Raw genomic sequence first — 20,984 nt, 5'->3', positions numbered from 1 at the left:
CGGTCGCCTTCATCGTCGGTGGCGTCGACGACCTGGTGCAGCGGCCCGCGCGCCGTTCCATGGTCGCCGCTGCGTGATGCTCGGCGTCGTTGACGATCGAGGGCCGCCGGGCTGCCGCGGCGATCGCCTCGCCCGGCGGATCGGTGGACCAGGAGCTAAGCACCACAGACTGGAGTAGATCGTGACTACTGGACATGCGAGGCCTGGAGCCGGGTGGCGGGAATGGGTTGGGCTCGCCGTGCTCAGCGTGCCCACGTTCCTCGTCACGATGGACTTCTCGGTGCTGTACCTGGCCGTACCACGCCTCACCGCCGACCTCGCACCCAGCGGCATCCAGCAGCTGTGGATCGTGGACATCTACGGCCTCATGATCGCGGGCTTGCTGGTCACCATGGGCACCATCGGTGACCGGATCGGCCGGAGGAAGCTGTTGTTCATCGGCGCCGCGGTGTTCGGCATCGCCTCTGTGGCGGCGGCGTTCTCCACCAGCCCGGAGATGCTCATCGCCAGCCGTGCGCTGCTCGGCGTGGCAGGCGCCGCGGTGACGCCGTCGGTGCTGGCCCTGATCACCGGCATGTTCACCGACCCGCAGCAGAGCCGCCGCGCTCTGGCCGTCTATCTGGCTTGTTTCATGGGCGGGGCGACGCTCGGCCCGCTCGTCGGTGGCGTACTGCTGGAGCATTTCTGGTGGGGTTCGGTCTTCTTGGTGTCCGTGCCGGGCATCGTGCTGCTGCTGGCGTTCGGCCCTTCCCTGCTCGCCGAGCAGAAGGCGCCGCAGACCGGCAAGCTCGATCCGGTCAGCGTCGTGCTGTCCCTCTCAGCGATCTTGCCGTTCGTCTATGGGCTCAAGGAACTCGCTCGCAACGGCTGGGAGTGGTTCCCCGCCGGGACACTGGCATTCGGCATCGCGGTCGGGCTGGTGTTCGTCCAGCGGCAGCGGCGCCTGGAGCACCCGCTGCTCGATCTGCGCATGTTCGGCAACCGCACGTTCAGCTCAGCTCTGACCTTGATGTTCGTCACCGCCGTCGTGGGCGCCGGCACCCTCTTCCTCGTCACGCAGTACCTGCAGAACGTCGCCGGGCTCACCCCGCTGGCGGCCGGCTTGCTCCTGCTGGTGCCCAACGTACTGATGATCATCGGCAATCTGGCCACTCCTCCTGTGGCGAACCACATCCGCCCGGCGTACTTGATCGCGGGCGGCCTTCTCGTCGCGGGCGCGGGCTACCTGGTCTTCACGCTGGCCGACTCGACGTCCGGCCCGACGACGATCTTCGTCGCGATGTGTGTCGTCATGCTCGGCACCGCTCCGCTGGCCGCGCTCTGCAACCACCTCGCCATGGGAGCCGTGCCGCCGGACAAGGCCGGTTCGGGGGCGTCGATCGTCCAGACGGCCGCAGAGTTCGGGATCGGGTTCGGCATCGCCGCGCTCGCAACGCTCGGGACAGCGGTGTACCGGGGCAACGTGGAGGGCGCGCTCGGCACGGCACGGCCTGAGGTGGCGGACGCGGCCCGGGAAAGCATCGACCGCGCGGTCGCCGCGGCCGGCCGGCTGCCCGCGGAGCAGAGCGGCGACCTGCTGGCCACAGTCCGCGACGCCTTCACCTCCGGCGTGCACGCGGTGGGCATCGTCAGCGCCATCATGTATGTCGGCCTGGCCGTTCTCGCTGTGCGGGCGTTCAAACACGTTCGGAACTCGCACGGCGGCGACACGGCGCCGGCCGCCGCCCCACTGCCCGCAGCCGAAACGGCCACGCCGGCCGCCCCGGGCGATGAGCGCTCCCCGATCTGACCCCGATCGAGGAGAAGCCCAACCCGTCGTACGGCCTCATCCAGCCGAACGGATCACCTGGGCCTCAACTCCACTGACAGTCGGCCCGGCCATCAGGCCGGTTCGCCGATCCCGAGGATCACGTGATCGGCATGACCGCCGCGCAATCACACCCGATCAACCACACGTAAGGAGAACATCATGACCGCGACCTACACCTGGGACGTCTATTCCACCCTCGACGGCTACGGCTCCTACAGCGGCGACGGCGACTGGGGCGGCTACTGGGGCAAGCAAGGCCCCGAGTTCCTGGACTACCGCTTCGCCTTGTACGGCGAGGAGCAGCGGATGGTCTTCGGAGCCCGCACCTACCGGGAATCCGTGCAGCTTCTGGACTTGAGCACCGAGCCCGAGGCGCTCGATCCTGTAAATGCCCGGCTGAGGAACCTGCCGACGACGGTGATCTCGACCACACTCGAAGGCCCCCTCGCCTGGCCCGACGCGACCCTCGTGAGCGGCGACGCCGTCGACGTCGTCGCCCGGCTCAAGGAAGAGTCCGACGTGCCACTGCGCTCGCACGGCAGCCTGTCCATGAACCGAGCGCTGATGGCCGCCGGGCTGGTCGACCACATCCAGGTGACGATCTTCCCGGTGATCACCGGACACACCGGAACGGCCCCGATCTTCCAGAACGCGGCCGACTTCGACCTCGAACTGCTCAAGAGCCGGACACTCGACGGCCGGACTCAAGAGCTCATCTACCGGCCTACCCTGCACAGCTGAGTCGAGGGCACCCGGATCTGTCTGGCAGCTCGGCGCCCATCGTCTTGAGGACGCCCGTGCTGACCGCGGGCGGAAACGCCGAGAAGATCGACGCCATGTCCCGGGTCGGGGCTTTCCTGACCCGGAAGGTGCAGCCCAGGAACGTGAACGCCGCCTCCTCCTGATCGGAGGCGGCGGTTCACCGGGAATTGCGTCGATCCGGGCGGGATACGGTCGCCGCACAGGTGGCGCGACATGGTGCGGTCAACCGGGCTCGCGCTGCCCCGGTATCCCTGCGCCCGGATCTCACGGAACAGCCAGCACCAGCGATCCGGATTCAGGAAATTCCGTCTACCGGGAGGTGTGCGATGCCCGACGATCAACGTCCGGAGGGCTTAGGAGCACTTCTGCGGGCCTGGCGCGAACGCGCTCTGCTCACCCAGGAGCAGCTCGCTCAGCGGGCAGGCGTCGACGCTCGAACGATCCGCAGGCTCGAACGCGACGTCGTGCAGCGCCCGCGCAACGCATCCATCCTTCAGCTCGCCACGGCACTCGGGCTGAACGAGCAGGAGCGCGCCATCTTCACCGCGGCCGCCCAGGGCACGCCCGCACCGCTGACCGCCCCGCGTCAGCTTCCCGCAGAGCCGCGATACTTCACCGGGCGGGATCTCGAGCTGGCAGTTCTGGACGCGAGCACCACGCAGATCTGCGTGCTGACGGGCGCGGGCGGGATCGGGAAGACGTGGCTGGCACTGCACTGGGCACACCAGCGGCTGGATCGCTTTCCGGACGGGCAACTCTTCGCCGATCTGCGTGGGTTCAGCCCGGACAGCCGGCCACTGGCCGCCACCTCGGTGCTGCGCGGGTTCCTGGGTGCCCTGGGTGTCCCCTCGGAACAGCTTCCGGCGGACGTGCACGCCCAAGCCGCGCTGTACCGCAGCCTCGTCGCCGGTCGCCGGATGCTCGTCGTTCTCGACAACGCCGCCGACACCGACCAGGTCGTGCCGCTCCTGCCCGGCAGCGCCTCCTGCGGCGTGCTGGTCACCAGCCGCAGCAGGCTCTCGGGCCTGCTCATCGCATACGGCGCGCGCCCTCTCGCCTTGCGCATGATCAGCGATGCCGAGGCCCGGGAGCTCCTCGTCATACGACTCGGTGCGGAACGGCTCGCCGAAGACCCCGAAGCCGTGGCTGAGTTGCTCACCCGCTGCGGCGGACTCCCTCTCGCGCTCAGCATCGTCGCAGGCAGACCTGGACTCTCGCTGACGGCGCTGGTCGCCGAACTGCGCGAGACCGGGCTGTCCGGATTCGCGGAGGGAGACCGCGCCACGAGCCTGCCGGCCGTACTGTCCTGGTCCTACGATCGCCTCACCGAAGCGCAGGCCCACGCCCTTGCCCTGCTCTCGCTCGCGCCGGGAACAGACCTCGCACCGTACGGCGCCGCGAACTTGCTGGGGTCGACCACCGCCGAGACCACGACGCTGCTGCGCGAGCTCGAGCACGCGTCTCTGGTGGAGCGCGACGAGCAGGGCAGGTACCGGATGCACGACCTGATCCGGCAGCACGCCGCCGAGCGCGCCAAAGCCGAGCTGAGAGCGGACGAGCGAGATGCGGCGCTGATGCGGCTCGCGGACTTCTACGTACGGACCGCCCACGAGGCCGACTGGCTGCTGGACCCGCACATGCCCCGGCCGCTCGCCCCGCCCGCGAGCAAGAGCCGACCGTACCCGCTTGCGGACGAGGAAGCCGCGATGGAGTGGCTCGACGCCGAGTACGCCAACCTGCTCGACAGCCAGCAGGACGCGGCCGAGCGAGGCTGGCACGAGCACGTGTGGCACCTGGCATTCGCGCTGGGCACCTTCCAGGCCAGGCGCGGGCTCCTGCACGACCGTCTGGATGCGTGGCTGACCGGGCTGGAGGCCGCCGCTCACCTGCCCCTCGACGCCGGCGTCGCGGCCCACCGCTACCTGGGCCGAGCCTACGGAGACCTCGGATTGCTGGAGGAGGCCACCGAACAGCTGCACCGCGGCGTCACTCTGGCCGAGCAGGCAGGCGACCTGCGTCAGCAGGCCCAGACCCTGGGCAGGCTCGCCCACACCTGGGAGCGCAGAGGCGACCACGGCAAGGCCATGCACTACGCGGGCCGGGCCCTGGATCTCTTCCGCCGTCTCGACCTGCCGGTATGGGAGGCCGCCGCGTTGAACGCGGTCGGGTGGCATGCGGCCCACCTGGGCGACCACGGCGAGGCCCGCAGGCACTGCGCCGCCGCCCTGGAGTTGTATCAGCGCCACCACGATCCGGCCGGCGAAGCCGCGACCCTGGACAGCCTCGGCTGGATCGACCACCACACCGGCAGGCACCACGACGCGATCTCCCACTACCAGCGGGCGCTGGAGTTGCGCCGCCAGCTCGGCGACCACTACGAGGCCGCCGAGTCCCTGGATGGGCTGGGCTACCCGCATGCCGCTCTGGGGCAGCATGCTGAAGCCCGCGCCGCCTGGTGCGAGGCCGAGGCGCTCTACCGGAGCCAGCACCGGATCGCGCAGGCTGACCGGCTGCGGCGCGAGCTGCAGCTGCTCACCGAATGCTAACGGCGCGCCCAGAGCACCTTCCCCGTGGTGGTGCGGACCGTGAAGTTGCCGTCGTTCTGCACGTGCGCGGTCGCGCCCAGGCTGTGGGTGCCGGACTGCCAGAGCGGTAGCTTGGCGGCGGATCTGACAACGAGGTTGCCGTCGCGCTGCATGTACGCGGTGGCACCGGGATTGCGTCCGGTGGCCGAATGCCAGATCGGCCTACCGGTCTCGAGCAGGACCAGGTTCCCGTCCAGCTGCATGCGCAGCTGGTAGCGGCGGTTGGCGGAGAAGAGGTTCTCCCCCGGGGCCAGCTTGTCGCCGGACTTGAGCATCGAGGTCGACACCGGAGCCGTGTGGGCCGCGGTGGCGGACGCTGCGACAGAAGCGTTCGCGGTGGCCAGCAGTGAACCGGTCAGCAGAGCGGCGATGGCCAGAACCCGGGCTGGAATTGCTGTCATGATTCCTCTACGGTCAGTTCTGTCACGTGTCTCGGCTCACCGGACACGATCCTTGCCCGGACGACTCTCGCGGACCGCCGGGTGCCCTCACCAGGACATTGACCGGACAGATCCACTCGTTCATGACCGGCTGCCGGGACGGGCCGAGCCCTTGCAGCGGGCACGCGCAACCGGCGGGGCAGGTCGTCGAGGGCGGTCTGGGGGAGTCGATCGTGAAGGGGTGTCACGGGTCACCACAGGGAGGGTCGCGGTCAGGCGCGGTCCGCGAAGGAGCCGAGGAGCTGGTGTTCGAGCCAGCCGGTGACCTTGCTGATGAACGCGACCCGGTTGGCGACCTGCCGGATGTGATGCCCCTCGTCGTCGAACAGCAGGCTGTCGCAGGGCAGGCCGAGCGCCGCGGCGGCGGCCAGCACCTGTTCGGCCTGGTGGAAGGGGACGTTGGTGTCGTGGCGGCCGTGCACGACCAGGAGCGGGGCGCGCAGCCGGTCGAAGGCGCGCAGCGGCGACAGGGCGCGCAGCAGGTCCCGGTCGGCCTCGGGATGGCCGTACTCGCGGACGGCCGCCGCCGCGACCCACGGGTCGGTGCGTTCGTAGAAGGTGGCGAAGTCGGCCATGCCGCACACCTCGACCCCGGCCCGGAACAGCGCGGGATGGGCGACCAGGGCGGCGAGCGTGAGGTAGCCGCCGTACGACCAGCCCATGCAGGCGATCCTGGACGGGTCGGCGGCGCCCAGCCGGACGAGCTCGGCGACGCAGTCGGCCACGTCGTCGACGGCGCGGAAGCGGCGCTCGCGGTCGTCGGCCTCGCGGAACGCGCGCCCGTGGCCGCCGGAGCCGCGCACGTTCGGCGCGAACACGCCGATGCCGTGGGCGAGAAGATGCTGGTAGAGCGGGTTGTACGTGGGCCGTTCCTGGTCCTCGGGGCCGCCGTGCAGGTGGACGACGTACGGCGCGGCGCCCTGGGCCCGTGCAGGGCGATACAGCCAGGCGGCCAGGCCGAGGCCGTCGCGGGCCGGGAAGCGCACCGGCTGGGCCTCGACCGCGTCCGGCAGGCGTCCGGCGCCCGCGACGTGCTCGTACGCGCCGGTCTGCAGGTCGCACGCGTACACCTGGGACGGCTGGGCGGGGCCTTCGGCGGCGAGCACGGCCACGCCGCCGTCCAGGGAGACGCGGACGGAGGTGACGACGTCGGCGGGCAGCCCGGGCAGCGGGACGGTGAGGCCGGTGCGCGGGTCTAGGAGCTCCAGGCGGGAGCGGCCGTGCTCGTTCCACACCAGGACGGCGTGCCGGCCGTCGGCGCTGAGCGCGAACTGGTCCAGCTCCGCGTCCGCCCGCTCCGCCAGCACCTCCGGCTCCCCCAGCCCCCGCCGGAGCCCCCCACCCGAGCCCGTCCAGAGGCCACCGCCAGAGCCGCCACCGGGGCCGCCGCCGAGTCCGCCATCGGGGCCGCCGAGGGTGCCCTGCCAGGGGCCTTCGTCGGAGGCCTGCCACAGGCCGTCGCCGTGGACGGCCACCAGGGCGGTGCGGTCGCGGCCGGCGTCGGTGAGCAGGTAGGCCGTGTGCCCGTCCGGGGCGAGGATGCCGTAGTCGGTCGTCCCCGGCAGCCCGGCGAGCAGTTCGTGCTCACCGCCCCCCGCGTGCCGCACCGACATGCGGCGCGCCCCGCGGGGCCCGTGCCGCAGCAGGACGGTGGCGTGGTCGCGGCTGACGGCGGCGGGCCGCAGCAGCGGGCCGGAGGCGACGATCTGGCGTCCGCCGGTGGCGGCGTCGACGATGACCGCGTCGGTGCGCCCGCCGGCGTGGGTCTCAGCGACCAGCAGGTCCTCGCCGCGTTCGGTCCATCGGATGAACACCGCCGACCCTCCCGGGGGCGCGGCGAGGGGCCGCAGGTCGCCGCCGTCCGGCCGTACGGTCCAGACCTCGGTGTGCTCGCCGCCGCCGGGGGCGAGCAGGACGGCCAGCCGCGCCCCGGTCGGCGCCCAGTGCACGTCGACGACGGGGTGGGGGCCGGTGGGGACGGGCCGGGGCTCGCCGCGCGCGGGCCGGATCCAGGCGCGCGGCGTGCCGTCGCGGTCGCTGCCGTAGACGACCGCCGAGCGGTCCGGGGCCGGGGCGGGCGCCCAGCAGGACCACGGGAGGTGGGTCACATGCCGTGCGCTTGCAGCCATAGTTCCAGCAGCCCGACCTGCCACAGCGTGTTGACGCCGGTGGCGGCCCGGTCGCGGCCGGGGTCGGCGAGCAGCCCGTCGACGTACTCGCGCCGGAACAGCCCGCGTGAGCGCGCCGCCTGGCTGGTCAGCGCGTCGCGCAGCAGGTCGAGGAGCGGCCCGTCGGGGTGGCGGACGGCGGGCACCGGGAAGTAGCCCTTGGGCCGGTCCACGACCTCGGCGGGCAGCAGCTTGCGGGCGGCGTCCTTGAGCACGCCCTTGCCGCCGCCGGCGAGTTTGAGCCCGGCGGGGCAGGCGGCGGCGAGTTCGACGAGTTCGTGGTCGAGGAAGGGCGTGCGCGCCTCCAGCCCGTGCGCCATCGTCATGTTGTCGACGCGTTTGACGGGGTCGTCGGCGAGCATCGCGGTGGTCTCCAGGCGCAGCACCGCGTCGAGCGCGGTCGCCGCGCCGGGCCGGTCCAGGTGGCCGCGGACGAACTCGCCGCTGACGTCGCGCTCGACGAGGTGCTCGGGCGCGAGGACGCGCGCCAGCTCGTCGTGCGGGCGGTCCCTGAAGGCGGCCAGGTACGTGTCCGCCGCCTGTTCGCGGGGCACCCCGGCCAGCGGCGGGAACCAGTCGTAGCCGGCGAACACCTCGTCGGCGCCCTGCCCGGACTGCACGACCTTGACGTGCCGGGACACCTCGCCGGACAGCAGGTGGAAGGCGACGCAGTCGTGGCTGACCATGGGCTCGCTCATCGCCGCCACCGCCCGTTCGATCCCGGACAGCAGCGCGGAGCCGGGCACGCGGATGCGGTGGTGGTCGGTGCCGAACCGCTGCGCCACCAGGTCGGAGTAGGCGAACTCGTCGCCGCTCTCGCCTGCGGCGGACTCGAAGCCGATGCTGAACGTGGCCAGCCCGGACTGCCCCTCCTCGGCGAGCAGGGCGACGATGAGGCTGGAGTCCAGCCCGCCGGACAGCAGCACGCCCACGGGCACGTCGGCGACCATCCGCCGCCGCACGGCGGTGCGCAGCGACTCCAGGACGGCCTCGCGCCACTCCCCGGCGTGCGGGGGCCGGTCGGCCGGCGTGTGGTCGGGCTCCCAGTAGCGCCGTTCGGTGACGGTCCCGTCGGCCTCGTAGGTGCGTACGGTGGCCGCCGGGAGCTTGCGGACCCCGGCCAGGATGGTGCGCTCGCCGGGCACCAGCGAGTGGAAGGTCATGTAGTGGTGCAGCGCGGTCCGGTCGATGGCGGTGTCGACGCCGCCGGTGGCGAGCAGGGCGGGCAGCGTGGAGGCGAAGCGCAGGCGGCGGCCGTCCGCGGCGAGGTAGAGCGGTTTGACGCCGAGCCGGTCGCGGGCCAGCGTGAGCCGGCCGTCGGCGCGCTCGGCGACGGCGAAGGCGAACATGCCGGCGAAGCGGTCCACGCACGCGGGCCCCCACCGGTGGTAGGCCTTGACCAGGACCTCGGTGTCGGAGCCGGAGAAGAACCGGTAGCCGGCGCGGCGCAGCTCGTCGCGCAGTTCGCGGTAGTTGTAGAGGCAGCCGTTGAAGACCGCCGCCAGGCCGAGTTCGGCGTCGACCATGGGCTGGGCGGCCTTCTCGGACAGGTCGATGATCTTCAGGCGGCGGTGCCCGAGCGCGATGGGGCCGCGTGACCACAGGCCGGAGCCGTCGGGGCCGCGCTCGTGCATGGCCTCGGTCATGCGGCCGACGGCGCCGAGGTCGGCCTTGTGCCCGTCGAAGCGGATCTCGCCGCTCAGCCCGCACACCTCAGGCCGCCGACGGGTAGCCGCGGCCGGTGGTCCAGCCCCCGGGTCTCGTCTCCTCCAGCAGCAGGTCGACGACGTCGGCGTGGGAGCCGCGGCGGGCGAAGGCGCGCCGCTGGCGCTGGGCCGAGCCGCCCCGGCCGAGGGCGTCGGCGGCCAGGGCGGAGACGAGTTCCCAGTCGCCGGCCTCCTCCAGGTGCGGGCGCAGCGCGGCGACCAGGCGGGTGACCACGTCGGCTGCCGGGGCGGGCACCCCTTCGACGGGGTCGACGAGCTCGCCTTCGAGGCCGGAGCGGGCGGCCTGCCAGCGCGCGGCGCGTACCGGGTCCAGCGGCACCTCACGGTCGGGGTCGTCGCCGATCTCGGCCAGCTCCCTGGCGACCAGGGCCCGGAACAGGCCGGCGATCAGCACGATGTCGTCGATGCGCGGGCAGGAGTCGCAGATGCGCAGCTCGACGGTGGGCACGTGGGCGGACGGGCGGATGTCGTAGTAGATCATGCCGGCGTCGCTGATCACGCCGGACCGGATCAGCTCGGCGAGCATCTCCTCGTACTCGGCGGCCGAGCCGAAGCGGGCCATCGGCCCGGTGGTGGGCCAGCGTTCCCACACGAGCGTGCGGTAGCTGGCGTAGCCGGTGTCGGCGCCGAGCCAGTACGGGGAGCTGGCGCTGAGCGCGAGCAGCGGTGGCAGCCAGGGCGCGAGCCGGTGCGCGACGGCGATCGCGAGGTCGCGGTCGGCCAGCTCGGCGTGCACCTGGGTGCCGCAGATGAGCTGCTCGCGGGTGAGGACCTGGTAGTCGTCGAGCATGCGCTCGTAGCGGGCCTCGGGCGAGATCTTCATCTGGTCCAGGTCGGCCAGCGGCACGCTCCCGGCGGCGACGATGCCGAGGCCGACCTCCTCGGCGGCGGCGATGGCGGTGCGGCGCATCGCGCCGAGGTCGCGGGCCAGGTCCTCCAGGGCGTGGCAGGGCCGGCTGTTGGCCTCCACGGTGGAGCGTTGCAGCTCCTCGGTGAAGCGGTCGTCGGGCAGCATGTCGAGCAGGAGCACGGAGCGGGAGACGAGTTGCCGCGTGCGCGTGTCGACGATGTGGAACTCCTCCTCGACCCCGACCGCGATCCGCGACTCCGCCATGGCCACCACTCCCCCACGCTCGAACGTTTGACGGGTCATCTATCCAGAAATCGGGCCTTCGCACGTCAGGCGCCCATCCGGCCCTCCTCCTGCCGGTCGGCGTCCGCGCCGGACATGGAGGCGCCGCCCTGCGTGTCGTCCTCGGCGGTGCCGGGGGTGTAGTAGCGGCGCAGCCAGGCGGCGAGCCCGTCCAGGCCGGGCAGCAGCACGCGTTCGGTGACGCCGGCCTGGTCGAGCCGTTCGCGGACCTCCGCCTTGACCGCGGGCGGGAGCGTCCAGGCCCGCCACAGCTCGGGATGGTCCTCCAGCCACTCCTGCACCTGGAACTCGGGCCGGGACGTCACCGACAGCACCGACGACTGGTTGACCACGCGTTCGTCCAGCGAGGGCGGCTCGAAGAAGGCGACGAACGGCTCGCCGGACAGCCGGTCGAAGCTCGGCAGGTCGCCCGCGACGGCGGCCAGCATCTCGGTGGTGAACAGCAGCGCGCCCTCCCGGTCGAGCTCGGCGCGCAGCGGCTCGGGCAGCAGCCGGTGCGCGCCGTGGCAGTCGACGCCGAGCAGGACGGCGTCGTCCCGCGGCCAGGAGGCGGTGGCGAAGTGCAGCGCGACCAGCGGCGAGAACGTCCAGTCGAGCAGCCGGGTGGGCAGCCCGTGGTGCTGGCCGAGCGCCAGCCAGTCCCACACGGCCGGGCCGGGCCGCCGCCGGTGGGCGTACTTGCGGAAGTTGCGCACCAGGTGCGGTTCCAGCGCGGCGTAGTCGCCGCGCAGCCGCGACAGGCTCGACACGTGCGTGTACGAGGCGCGGGCCAGGCCGCGGAAGACCATGGCTGAGTGCGCGTGCCCGGTGTCACGCGGCCTGCTGGCCTCGGCGATCGCGTCGTCGAGCTCCCGCCAGGACGACACCACATCGGTCTTCATTCCCGCCCCGCTGCCCTCCTCCGCCCCGGCCATGCGGGGCCCGTTCACGGCTCGCCCTTGACGGGGCAGGTGCCCACCCGGCCGTGCCACTCGGTGAGCAGCACGGTGGCGTCGTCCTGCAACTGGCCGTCGTGGTGGTCCAGCACGTCCTTGATGAGGCGGCGCAGCGTCTCGGGCACCGGCAGGCGGGCCGCGCAGTGCCGCAGGATGAAGTCCACGAACCGGGCCACGCCGAACTCCTCGCCCTGGTTGCTGCCCGCCTCGACGATGCCGTCGGTGTAGAGGAGCAGCCGGTCGCCGGGTTCGAGCTGCTCGCGGCAGACGGTGACGGGCATGCCGAGGCCCAGGCCGAGCGGCGGCGTGGGCGGGCACTCCAGCGCCGTCACCCAGCGTCCGCCCCGGATGAGCACGGGCGGATGGTGGCCGCGGTTGACCCAGGTGAGCATGCCGGTGCGCAGGTCGAAGTCGGCCATGATCGCGGTGACGAACCGGGCGGCCTCCCCGAACTCGCGCAGCAGCAGGTTCTCGATGCCCTCGCCGTTGCCGGCCAGGTCGGCGCCGTGGCGGCGCAGGTTGCGGCAGGTGGCCAGCGCCAGGTTCGCGGCCAGGCCGGCGGCCACGTCGTGGCCCATGGCGTCGAAGATGGCCAGGTGCACGACGTCGTCGGCCACGGCGTAGTCGAAGGCGTCGCCGCCGATCTCGTAGGCGGGTTCGAGCACCCCGGCGACGGTCACTTCGGCGTTGGCGAACGTCAGCGGCGGCATCAGGTGCCACAGCATCTCGGCGGCCACGTTCATCGGCCGTGAGCGCACCAGCCTGGGATAGCAGTCGCTGTAGGAGCGTTTGCTGACCACGAGCAGCGCGACCATCGCCGACAGCGCCCGCACGTCGGCCTCCTCGACCGGCCGGCCGCCGCCCAGCAGGACGCGCAGCACGCCCAGCCGCTCGGCGCCGTTCAGCAGCGGCACCCACCAGCAGTCGAGGCCTCCTTCGCCGGGCTTGCGCAGGATGCGGACCTCCTGGAAGGCCCGCCCGCCGTAGGTGGCGTCGATGCGCAGCTCGGCGGGGGGTTTGTCATCGGGGCCCGGTCCGGCCACGCCGCCGTTCTCGGCGAGCAGCCGCAGCGTGTTCTGCTGGAGGTCGGCCAGGTAGATCAGGCACTGCCGGATGCCGGCCCGGCGGGCGTACCGGTCCACCAGGCCGGGCAGGTGCTCCAGTGTCGCCTCCTGCCCGGCCTCCAGCAGACCGGCGAGCATGTCCCCGCAAGGGCTGTTCACAAAATGTCATTATTGACGGCCAAGCCATTTCAGCAGCTCAACGCCGTACAAAACATTTATTGACAGCCCCGGGGTTACAGGACGGCGCCGGTTCCCTCACGCGTGCGGGCCTTGCGCGGCTTGGCCGGCTCGGGCGGCGGCTTGCGGTCGAACCGGGCCAGCATGATCGACAGCGGGCCGGCCACGAACGACGACGACAGCGTGCCCACGATGACGCCCGTCACCAGCGCGATCGCGAAGTCGCGCAGCGAGTCGCCGCCGAACACGGCCAGCGCCACCAGGATGAACAGCGCGCCGATACCGGTGTTGACCGTACGCGGCATCGTCTGCAGGATCGCGCCGTTGACCGCGTCGGCCAGCGGCGCCTTCCGGTTGACCGCCCACAGCTCCCTGACCCGGTCGAAGACCACCACCTTGTCGTTGACCGAGTAGCCGACGACGGTGAGCATCGCGGCCAGGAACACGCCGTCGATCGGCTTGCCCATCCACGCGAACAGGCCGATCACCAGCGACACGTCCACCAGCAGCGCCAGCACCGCGGCGGTGCCGAACGTCCAGCGGAAGCGGAACGCCAGGTAGGCGAGCTGCGCGGCCACGGCCACGGCCAGCGCGATGAGCGCGTTGCGGCGCAGCTCCTCGCCGAGGCTCGGCCCGATGAACTCGTCGCGCCGCTTGGACACCTCGCCCGCCTGGCCCTCCAGCGCGGCCTCGATCTTGGCCACGTCGGCGATGCCCATCTGCCCGGCGCGGACGAGGACGCCGTCGCCGGACGACTGCACCACCGCCTGCGGGAACCCGGCCTTGGCGACGGCCTCGCGGGCGGCGTCGGCGCCGATCGGCTTGGTCGTGGCGAACTCCACGACCCGGCCGCCGGTGAACTCCACGCCGAAGTTCAGGCCGCGGGCGAACAGCCCGGCCAGCGCCACCACGGCGAGGCCGCCGGCGATCGCCAGCCACAGCTTCCTGCCGGCCATGAGCTGCGGGTTGCGCTCGGTGAGCCAGGTGCGGACCCGGCCGATGGAGCCCAGGCCCGACACGCGCGGCTTGACCCGGCCGATGACGAGCTGGGTGAGCACCCGGGTGATGAGCATGGCCGACACCAGCGAGGCGAGCACACCGATGCCGAGCGTCACGCCGAACCCCTTGACCGGGCCCGACGCCAGCCAGAACAGCAGCCCGGCGGCGATCAGCGTGGTGATGTTGGAGTCGGCGATCGCGCTCCAGGCGTTCTTGAAGCCCAGGGCCAGCGCCGACTTCAGGCCCCGCTGCGGCGCCTGCCCGTACTCCTCCCTGGCGCGCTCGAACACGAGCACGTTGGCGTCCACCGCCATGCCGATCGCCAGCACGAAACCGGCCAGGCCGGGCAGCGTGAACGTGGCGCCCATCGCCACCAGCGCCGCGTACGAGATCAGCCCGTAACAGGCGAGCGCGATGGCGGCGAGCAGGCCGACGAGCCGGTAGACGATGACGATGAACAGCGTCGTCATGATGAGACCCGCGATCGCGGCCTTGGCGCTGGCCTCGATCGCGTCGGCGCCGAGCGTCGGGCCGACCGTGCGCTGCTCGACGAGCTCCAGCGGCACGGGCAGCGCGCCGCCCTTGATCAGCACCGACAGCTCACGGGCCTCCTCGTGCGTGAACGAGCCGGTGATCTGGGTGGATCCGCCGGGGATGCCGATGTTGCACGGCACCGACGGGTCGAGCTGCGGTGAGGAGATGATCTCCTTGTCGAGCACGATCGCGACCCGGCGCTTCGGGTCGCCCGCCGGGCTGCAGGCCGCCTGCCCGGTCAGTTTCTGCCAGGCGCCGGCGTCACGGAAGTCGACGGTGACGAACCAGCCGGGGCCGAGCTGGGGATCGCTGCGCGCGGCCGCGTCGGTGACGCCATCGCCGCTGATGGCGACCGGGCCGAGCTTGAGCAGCTGGCCGCCCTCGTCGGGCAGCGCGTTCTTGTCGCCCTGCTCGGCGACGCCCTCCACCGAGTGGAAGGCGAGCTGGGCGGTGCGGCCGATGACGTCGGCCGCCTGCTGCGGGTCGAGCAGGCCGGGCAGCTCGACGATGATCCGCTTCTCGCCGGAGCGGACCAGCGTGGGATCGACGACGCCGAGCGCGTCGGCGCGGCGTCGCAGCACGTCCAGCGCGCGGTCGGTGGCGTCGGCGTCGGCCTTGACGGTGGCCGCGTCCTTCGTCTCGAACACGAGCTGGGTGCCGCCGCGCAGGTCGAGCCCCAGGCGCGGCGCTGAGGTGATGGCCAGGACCATCGAGGTCGCGATGACGGCCAGTGCCGCCAGCGCACGCCACAAGGGCGCACGTGACATGGGAAGCCTCCACAGGCTGAAAAATTTCGGGAAAAGAGCCTTCTACAGCCCTGTGGAGGGAGGGGCCCGCGCCGGTGTGGCGGCCGTCAGCAGCACCACGGGCTCGGCGCCGCCGGCCCGGCGCACCACGTCCGCCCGCGGCCGCCCCGGCGCCTGCGCGTCGGCGGGCAGGACGACCGGGCCCTGACCGCCCGTCGCGTCGTAGGAGGCCGTCCAGGAGTAGGCGGTCGGCGGCTGGTAGGGCGAACGGCGGGCGCCGTGCTGATCCTCGTGCCGGCCCTCGCTCTGCCCCGGGTCGCCCGCGACGGCCGCCTGACCAGCCGAGACAGCGGCCGGATCGGCCGCGGCGGCGATCGTGAGCTGGGCGTGGCCGGTCGCCGGCAGGAACCACGACAGCAGCAGGAGCAGCGCAGCGGGCAGTCTGGACCGCACGGCACTCTCCTCTCCTGTGATGGTGGCCCTCACACCGTAGCCTGAACCGGCACCAGGAGAGGGAAGGCGCGGGCCGGGCCGGTGCCCTTCCCAGGAAAGTGGGCTATGGTCGGCCTCATGGCGACCTGGAGCACCACCCGTGTCTCCGCCGCGTTCAAAGCGGCGGTGCACGTCGTGCTGCTCGCCATCCTGGTCGTCGCCGCCACCCCCACGTGGGCCGGCGCCACGCCCTCGCAGCACGACGTCGTCACCGGCGTCATGCCCGCGGGCGCGGAGGTGTCGGAGCTGGCCACGCCGCCGCAGCCGCCCGTCAGGGCCGAGCACCTGCCGCGCCCGTGGCCCGACCGTCACCGCGCCGAGACGCCCGAGACGCCGGCCCTGGTGTGGCCGCAGTCGGGGTCGGCCGCCATCCGAGGTCCCCAGCAGCCCGGCCATCGCGCCGCCGGGTCGCGCAGCCCGCCGCCCGCCTAGAGGTCCTCTCCCTCCCCTCGCCAGGTCCGTGAGCCGGGCGGCGCAGGGGAGCCGTCGGCATATCTCTGGCTAGGAGCGACGCCTCATGGCTTCATTGCAGACACTCATGCAGGACTACACCCAGCACCTGGCTCGCCTCGAAGAACTCCGCGAACTGCTGGAGCAACGGCTCGCCACCGCCCGCGCCGTCGAAGGGCCGCGCGCCCGGACGGTCGCCGCCCTCGAGGCCGCGATCGAGCGGATGGATCGCGGCCTGTACGGCACCTGCCGGCGGTGCAGCGCCTTCATCCCGTTCGAGGCTCTGCTGCGGTCGCCTCAGGAGCCGTACTGCGCGACCTGCGGCGGCGACCTCCACACACTCAAGGGACACCCATGACAGACAACAGCACGCTCAGTGACGTCCAGGTCCAGGCCATCGCCCAGGACCTGCGCGCGCAGCTGATGTGGCGCACCTCCCGCCTCGACGAACTGCGGGAGCTGGTGGAGAGCACCGGCACCGACGACGGCTCCCGCCAGAGCGTGCTCGCCGACCTGGCCGCCACCGAGCGGACCATCGCCGGCATCCACGCCACGCTGGACCGCCTCGCCGACCGCTCCTACGGCCGGTGCGACGGGTGCGGCACGTCGATCCCGTTCGAGCGGCTGAAGATCCGGCCGCTCACCCGGCACTGCGTGCCGTGCCGCCAGACCCGCGAAACGCGCTGACACGCGCCGGCTGACCCCCGCCGGCCCCCGCGTCGCGTACGGGATTCTCCCTGTACGCGGCGCGGCGCGGCATTTCCGGGCACGCGGCACGCCCGGAAATGCTTGAATCTTGTTAACTATTGATGTTTCTATGGCCGATAACCCAACGCGGCGGGTGGGAGGGTTGTGCAGCCTGCTCGGAACGAGACCTCGCAGCGCGTGCTGCGCCGGCTGCCGTTCGCGGTGATGCTGGCCGTCGCCGTGATCGACGTGCTGGCCGGCCCGTCGCTGGGCTTCCTGCCGCTGCTCACCCTGGGACCGACGTTCGCCTCGGTGTCGGGCAGCGTGCGCCGCACCGCGATGGTGGGCGCCGTCGCTCTCGTCATCTGCGTGCTGCTGTCGCTCTACAACGACCTGCTGTTCAAACGGCAGAACCCGATCACCGTCGCCACCATCGTCGGCGTCACCGCGGCCAGCATGCTCGCCAGCCACCTGCGGCTGCGCCGCGAGCGGGAGCTGGCCAACGTGCGCATGGTGGCCGAGGCCGCGCAGCGGGTGCTGCTGCGGCCGGTGCCGCGCCGCGCCGCCGACCTGCGGGTGGCGCTGTCCTACACCTCGGCGGCGGCCGAGGCGCGCATCGGCGGCGACCTGTACGAGGTGGTGACGACCCCGCACGGCGTACGGCTGCTCATCGGCGACGTGCAGGGCAAAGGGCTCAGCGCGGTGGAGACGGCCGCCTGGGTGCTGGGCGCCTTCCGCGAGGCCGCCTACGACGAGGCCGAGCTGGCCAGCGTCGGCGAACGGCTGGAGGCGAGCCTGGCCCGCCACCTGAGCGGCGAGATGTTCGTCACCGCGATCCTCGCCGAGGTGCACGAGGCGGAGATCTCGCTGCTCAACTGCGGCCACCCGGCGCCGCTGCTGCTGGGCGGCGGCCGCATCACCGTGGCCGAGCCGCCGCAGGACGGGCTGCCGCTGGGCCTCGGCTCGCTGGCGGCCGACCGGCCCAAGCCGTACCGGGTGCCGTTCGGCGAGGGCGACCAGATCCTGCTGTTCACCGACGGGGTCGTGGAGGCGCGCGACCACGGCGGCGCGTTCTACCCGCTGACCGAGCGGGCCGCCGGGCTGCTGACCGCGCCCGACCCGCAGGCCGCGCTCGACGCGCTGCGCGGCGACCTCATCGAGCACACCGGCGGGCCGCTGCTCGACGACGCCGCGATGCTGCTGATCCGGCGTCACCCCGGCTGAACCGGCCCGGCGCCTTTACAAAGTAGATTCGTTACCGGGTCAGGCGCAGCACCCCCCAGTGGCTGGTGTCCACGTAGCCGCGGCCGGTGGCGTCGTTCCAGGTGGCGGCGCCGGTCCTGACGGCGCCCGTGGCGTCGTTGACCTGGACGTCGAAGCCGAGCAGCGTGCCCTTGCGCAACGTCACCGTGGGCAGCCTGATCGCCGCCTCGACGACGTAGCCGCCGGGCACGGTCCGGGCCGCGCCGGTCAGGTTGTCCTTGACGGCGAAGGCGTCGAACGTGCCGCCGACCGTCTGCCTGCCGGTGAAGCTGATCCGATACTGGCCGTCGTCATCGTCGTAGCCCTTGGTCTTGTTGTTGCCCGGATCGACGAAGATCTCGACGGAGTCCTGCGCCCACGGGTCGGGCGGCTGCTCGCTCAGCTCGGCGTCGCTCACCTCGGCGAGCACGTACAGCGTGTCACCGTTCCACAGCGAGCGCACCCGCGCCTGCGCGCCCGGCGCGCCCTCGATCCGGGTGGCGGTGCGCACGCGCGGCGCCCGCGCCCAGGCGGCGTCCACGACGCCGTCGACCACGGGCTCGCCGCGCGCCGCCGTGGTGTGCCCGACCGGCGGGGTGAACGTCAGCCTGCCCGTCCACACGGCCTCGCCGGCCTCGACCTCGATGTCGGTGGCGCGTGAGGGCAGCAGCGCCTCGACGCGGTAGCCGTCGCGGGTGGGCCGGGCCGCCGCGCGGAAGCCGCCGCCGTGCCGCCCGTCCCGCCAGACGGTGTACGGGGTGCCGCCCAGCGTGAACGTCACCCGGTCGGAGCGGTCGCGGGAGGCGTCCTCCACCTCGGCGAGCACGTACAGGCCGCGCTCGGACGAGCGGGCCTGCCAGCCGGCCGAGACGTCGCCGACGCGGGCGACGGGCGTGTCGGGCAGCAGGTCCCAGGCGAACTCCCGCATCCCGTCGACCCGGGGCTCGGCAGCGGGCTCGGCGGCGGGCGCCTCCAGGCTCCGGACGAGCGGGGGCAGCTTCGACGGGTCGGCGATGCCCCAGTAGGCGGGCTTGGCCTGCAGGTCGTCGTCGAAGGGCAGCGGCGCGTTCGGCCGGGTGATGGGGAACGAGCGCAGCCAGCTCACGTCGTCGGACTTGCCCCAGACCGTCACCGAGCCGAGCCGGCCGGCCTGGCGCCGGAACACGTCGAACAGCTCCTTGTAGCGGTGGCCCTGCGCGACCAGCAGCCCGGGCGGGATCGGGTCGTAGGAGGAGACGAAGTCGGTGTAGACGCTCACGTCGAGCTCGGTGACGTGCTGGTCGACCCCCAGGCCGGCGAAGCGCTCGATCGTGTCCTCGACGTAGGAGGCGGGCGGCTGCTCGATGTTGAGGTGGAGCTGGTGGCCGACGCCGTCGATCGGCACCCCTTCGGCGCGCAGCCGCTTGACCAGGTCGTAGAGGGCTTCGCGCTTGCGCGGGAACTCGGTGTTGTAGTCGTTGATGAACAGCTTGGCGTCCGGGTCGGTCTCGCGGGCGACGCGGAAGGCGGTCCTGATGAAGTCCAGCCCGGCGATCTCGAACCAGGGCGAGCGGCGCAGCCCGTCGGGCCGGTTCTCGTCGACGACCTCGTTGACGACGTCCCAGGCGGCGATCCTGCCCTTGTAGCGGCCGACCACGGTGCGCACGTGGGTCTCCAGCCGGGCCAGCAGCGTCGCCTTGTCGGCGCCCTCGAACACCCAGGCGGGCGTCTGGCTGTGCCAGGCCAGCGTGTGGCCCCGGACGGTCATGCCGCGCGCGGCGGCGAAGTCGACGAGGGCGTCGGCCTGGGCGAAGGCGAACTGTCCTTCGGCGGGCTGCAGCGCGTCCCATTTGAGGTCGTTGCCGGGGGTGAGGCCGCTGAAGTGCCTGGTGAGGAGCTTGGCGTGCTCGCCGTAGGTCTCGGCCGGGCCGAAGGCGGTGCCCAGGGTGAAGGGCACGGCGTCCTTCAGGGCGGGGATGCCGGTCTCGATCGGCTTGGGCTCGACGTAGGCCAGCGTGAAGTCGTCCAGGTGGAAGGGGTCGGCGCCGTCGGCGGACTCGACGTACACGCTGAGGAAGTCGGCGTCGTGGGCGAGCGTGTAGGTGCCCTGGAGGCGGGTCCACTCCCCCGCGTCGGCGGGCGCGACGATCCGCTCGTAGCTGACGGCGTCGCCGGCGCGCCGCTCGATCGACAGGCCGAGCTTGCCGGTGCCGCGCACCCAGACGGACAGGGCGTACTTGTCGCCCTTGGCCATCCTGCCGTGCACGTCGATGGCGGGGCCGTCCCAGGAGGCGGACCTGCCGGTGACGGCCAGGCCGCGGGTCCCGGCGTGGGCGGCCTCGGCGGTGGCCGCCAGGGAAGCGCCGCCCCGGGAGGCCCAGCCCTGGGTGGTGCCGTCCTCGAAGCCGGTGCTGATCGGCGTGCGGGCCGGGTCGGTCAGCGCGGTGAGCGTGATGTCGTCGAGGTAGAAGGCGGCGCCCGCGTCGGCGCTCTCGGCGTACAGCTGCACGCCGGTGGAGGACGGGGGGAGGGTGTAGGCGCCGGACAGGAGCGTCCAGCCGTCGCCGGTGACGGTGGCCGACGCCACGGTCTCGTACGTGGTCTCGCCGCCCGAGGGGGTGCGCTGGACGGTCAGCGACACGGTGGCGGGGCCGCCGCTCACCAGCCGGGCGTAGGCGGTGACCGTGTGGAGGACGCCCGGCTCGAACGGGTCGGGGAGCGAGGCGCCGTGCCAGTTCTGGGTGCGGCCGGCGACGTGCAGGGCGGCGGTTCCGGTGTGCGCGGCGGCGCCGGTCGCGGTGACGGTGACGCCGTCGCCGCGCGGCTGCCAGCCCTGGGCGGTGCCGTCCTCGAAGCCGTACGCGGTCTCCGCGGCCAGGGCGGGCAGGGGCAGCAGGCCGATCAGCAGGCACAGGAGGGCGGCGATCACGCGGCGCATGGGGGCTCCTCGATCCCGTCCCCCGACGAAAGTTTCGGCAATTGGCCGATAGTGTCAGCCAGACTATAGAGGGACCGGTGCGGCGGTACAACCCCG

Annotated in this window: 16 protein-coding genes; 7 read left to right on the top strand and 9 right to left on the bottom strand. The window is 72.6% G+C overall.

Annotation, left to right across the window (positions count from 1 at the left end):
• The first annotated feature begins 247 nt into the window (after nt 1–247).
• From AB0J53_RS10825 to AB0J53_RS10815, 3 genes are all read left to right on the top strand, one after another.
• Complete coding sequence (locus tag AB0J53_RS10825; protein WP_364170923.1) at nt 248–1,789, top strand: MFS transporter; 1,542 nt, start codon at nt 248–250, stop codon at nt 1,787–1,789.
• A 180-nt stretch (nt 1,790–1,969) separates the two neighbouring features.
• Nucleotides 1,970–2,551: a dihydrofolate reductase family protein gene (locus tag AB0J53_RS10820; protein WP_364170922.1), complete on the top strand. Its 582-nt coding sequence runs from the start codon at nt 1,970–1,972 to the stop codon at nt 2,549–2,551.
• Between the two features lie 347 nt (nt 2,552–2,898).
• Complete coding sequence (locus AB0J53_RS10815; RefSeq protein ID WP_364170920.1) at nt 2,899–5,118, top strand: tetratricopeptide repeat protein; 2,220 nt, start codon at nt 2,899–2,901, stop codon at nt 5,116–5,118.
• On the opposite strand, the gene AB0J53_RS10810 is transcribed toward AB0J53_RS10815, so the two are convergent.
• The 8 genes from AB0J53_RS10810 to AB0J53_RS10775 all read right to left on the bottom strand — a co-directional run bounded on the left by AB0J53_RS10810 (nt 5,115) and on the right by AB0J53_RS10775 (nt 15,553).
• A complete protein-coding gene (locus tag AB0J53_RS10810; RefSeq protein ID WP_364170918.1) occupies nt 5,115–5,558 on the bottom strand; it encodes a hypothetical protein in 444 nt (147 codons plus the stop codon). The genes AB0J53_RS10815 and AB0J53_RS10810 overlap by 4 nt on opposite strands.
• Nucleotides 5,559–5,809: 251 nt before the next feature.
• Complete coding sequence (locus AB0J53_RS10805; protein ID WP_364170916.1) at nt 5,810–7,705, bottom strand: alpha/beta fold hydrolase; 1,896 nt, start codon at nt 7,703–7,705, stop codon at nt 5,810–5,812.
• On the bottom strand, nt 7,702–9,477 hold the full coding sequence (locus AB0J53_RS10800; RefSeq protein ID WP_364170914.1) for an N-acetylglutaminylglutamine amidotransferase: 1,776 nt from the start codon (nt 9,475–9,477) through the stop codon (nt 7,702–7,704). The genes AB0J53_RS10805 and AB0J53_RS10800 overlap by 4 nt, the downstream gene beginning before the upstream one ends.
• A gap of 1 nt (nt 9,478) precedes the next feature.
• Nucleotides 9,479–10,645, bottom strand: coding sequence for a glutamate--cysteine ligase (locus AB0J53_RS10795; RefSeq protein WP_364170912.1), 1,167 nt, complete (start codon nt 10,643–10,645; stop codon nt 9,479–9,481).
• Between the two features lie 26 nt (nt 10,646–10,671).
• On the bottom strand, nt 10,672–11,574 hold the full coding sequence (locus AB0J53_RS10790) for an FRG domain-containing protein (protein ID WP_364170910.1): 903 nt from the start codon (nt 11,572–11,574) through the stop codon (nt 10,672–10,674).
• Nucleotides 11,571–12,803 (bottom strand): PP2C family protein-serine/threonine phosphatase, encoded by a 1,233-nt coding sequence (locus AB0J53_RS10785; RefSeq protein WP_364170908.1) that lies wholly within the window; start codon nt 12,801–12,803, stop codon nt 11,571–11,573. The genes AB0J53_RS10790 and AB0J53_RS10785 overlap by 4 nt, the downstream gene beginning before the upstream one ends.
• A 74-nt stretch (nt 12,804–12,877) precedes the next feature.
• Nucleotides 12,878–15,121 carry a protein translocase subunit SecD gene (gene secD / locus AB0J53_RS10780; protein WP_364170906.1) on the bottom strand — a complete coding sequence of 748 codons (2,244 nt, stop codon included), beginning with the start codon at nt 15,119–15,121 and terminating at the stop codon, nt 12,878–12,880.
• 42 nt (nt 15,122–15,163) lie between these two features.
• Nucleotides 15,164–15,553, bottom strand: coding sequence for a hypothetical protein (locus AB0J53_RS10775; protein ID WP_364170904.1), 390 nt, complete (start codon nt 15,551–15,553; stop codon nt 15,164–15,166).
• Between the two features lie 117 nt (nt 15,554–15,670).
• Between AB0J53_RS10775 and AB0J53_RS10770 the strand changes: the two genes are divergently transcribed.
• The 4 genes from AB0J53_RS10770 (at nt 15,671) to AB0J53_RS10755 (ending at nt 17,953) form a co-directional block, all read left to right on the top strand.
• Complete coding sequence (locus tag AB0J53_RS10770) at nt 15,671–16,024, top strand: hypothetical protein (RefSeq protein ID WP_219510505.1); 354 nt, start codon at nt 15,671–15,673, stop codon at nt 16,022–16,024.
• A gap of 85 nt (nt 16,025–16,109) precedes the next feature.
• Nucleotides 16,110–16,400 (top strand): hypothetical protein, encoded by a 291-nt coding sequence (locus AB0J53_RS10765; protein ID WP_219510504.1) that lies wholly within the window; start codon nt 16,110–16,112, stop codon nt 16,398–16,400.
• Complete coding sequence (locus tag AB0J53_RS10760) at nt 16,397–16,729, top strand: TraR/DksA C4-type zinc finger protein (RefSeq protein WP_219510503.1); 333 nt, start codon at nt 16,397–16,399, stop codon at nt 16,727–16,729. Before AB0J53_RS10765 ends, AB0J53_RS10760 begins: the two co-directional genes overlap by 4 nt.
• 165 nt (nt 16,730–16,894) lie before the next feature.
• Nucleotides 16,895–17,953 carry a PP2C family protein-serine/threonine phosphatase gene (locus AB0J53_RS10755; protein WP_364170901.1) on the top strand — a complete coding sequence of 353 codons (1,059 nt, stop codon included), beginning with the start codon at nt 16,895–16,897 and terminating at the stop codon, nt 17,951–17,953.
• A gap of 31 nt (nt 17,954–17,984) precedes the next feature.
• Here the strand turns inward: AB0J53_RS10755 and AB0J53_RS10750 are convergent, their stop codons facing one another.
• A complete protein-coding gene (locus tag AB0J53_RS10750) occupies nt 17,985–20,888 on the bottom strand; it encodes an endo-1,4-beta-xylanase (protein WP_364170899.1) in 2,904 nt (967 codons plus the stop codon).
• Between the last annotated feature and the right edge of the window lie 96 nt (nt 20,889–20,984).

The organism is Nonomuraea sp. NPDC049725, from assembly GCF_040674795.1.
Lineage (GTDB): Bacteria > Actinomycetota > Actinomycetes > Streptosporangiales > Streptosporangiaceae > Nonomuraea > Nonomuraea ceibae.
This window is presented reverse-complemented; position numbering and strand designations above follow the sequence as displayed.

Coding starts and splice junctions, on each gene's coding strand:
- AB0J53_RS10765 (WP_219510504.1), top strand. CDS start 16,110: ATGGCTTCATTGCAGACACTCATGCAGGACTACACCCAGCACCTGGCT.
- AB0J53_RS10820 (WP_364170922.1), top strand. CDS start 1,970: ATGACCGCGACCTACACCTGGGACGTCTATTCCACCCTCGACGGCTAC.
- secD (WP_364170906.1), bottom strand. CDS start 15,121: ATGTCACGTGCGCCCTTGTGGCGTGCGCTGGCGGCACTGGCCGTCATC.
- AB0J53_RS10795 (WP_364170912.1), bottom strand. CDS start 10,645: ATGACCCGTCAAACGTTCGAGCGTGGGGGAGTGGTGGCCATGGCGGAG.
- AB0J53_RS10810 (WP_364170918.1), bottom strand. CDS start 5,558: ATGACAGCAATTCCAGCCCGGGTTCTGGCCATCGCCGCTCTGCTGACC.
- AB0J53_RS10770 (WP_219510505.1), top strand. CDS start 15,671: ATGGCGACCTGGAGCACCACCCGTGTCTCCGCCGCGTTCAAAGCGGCG.
- AB0J53_RS10760 (WP_219510503.1), top strand. CDS start 16,397: ATGACAGACAACAGCACGCTCAGTGACGTCCAGGTCCAGGCCATCGCC.
- AB0J53_RS10815 (WP_364170920.1), top strand. CDS start 2,899: ATGCCCGACGATCAACGTCCGGAGGGCTTAGGAGCACTTCTGCGGGCC.
- AB0J53_RS10750 (WP_364170899.1), bottom strand. CDS start 20,888: ATGCGCCGCGTGATCGCCGCCCTCCTGTGCCTGCTGATCGGCCTGCTG.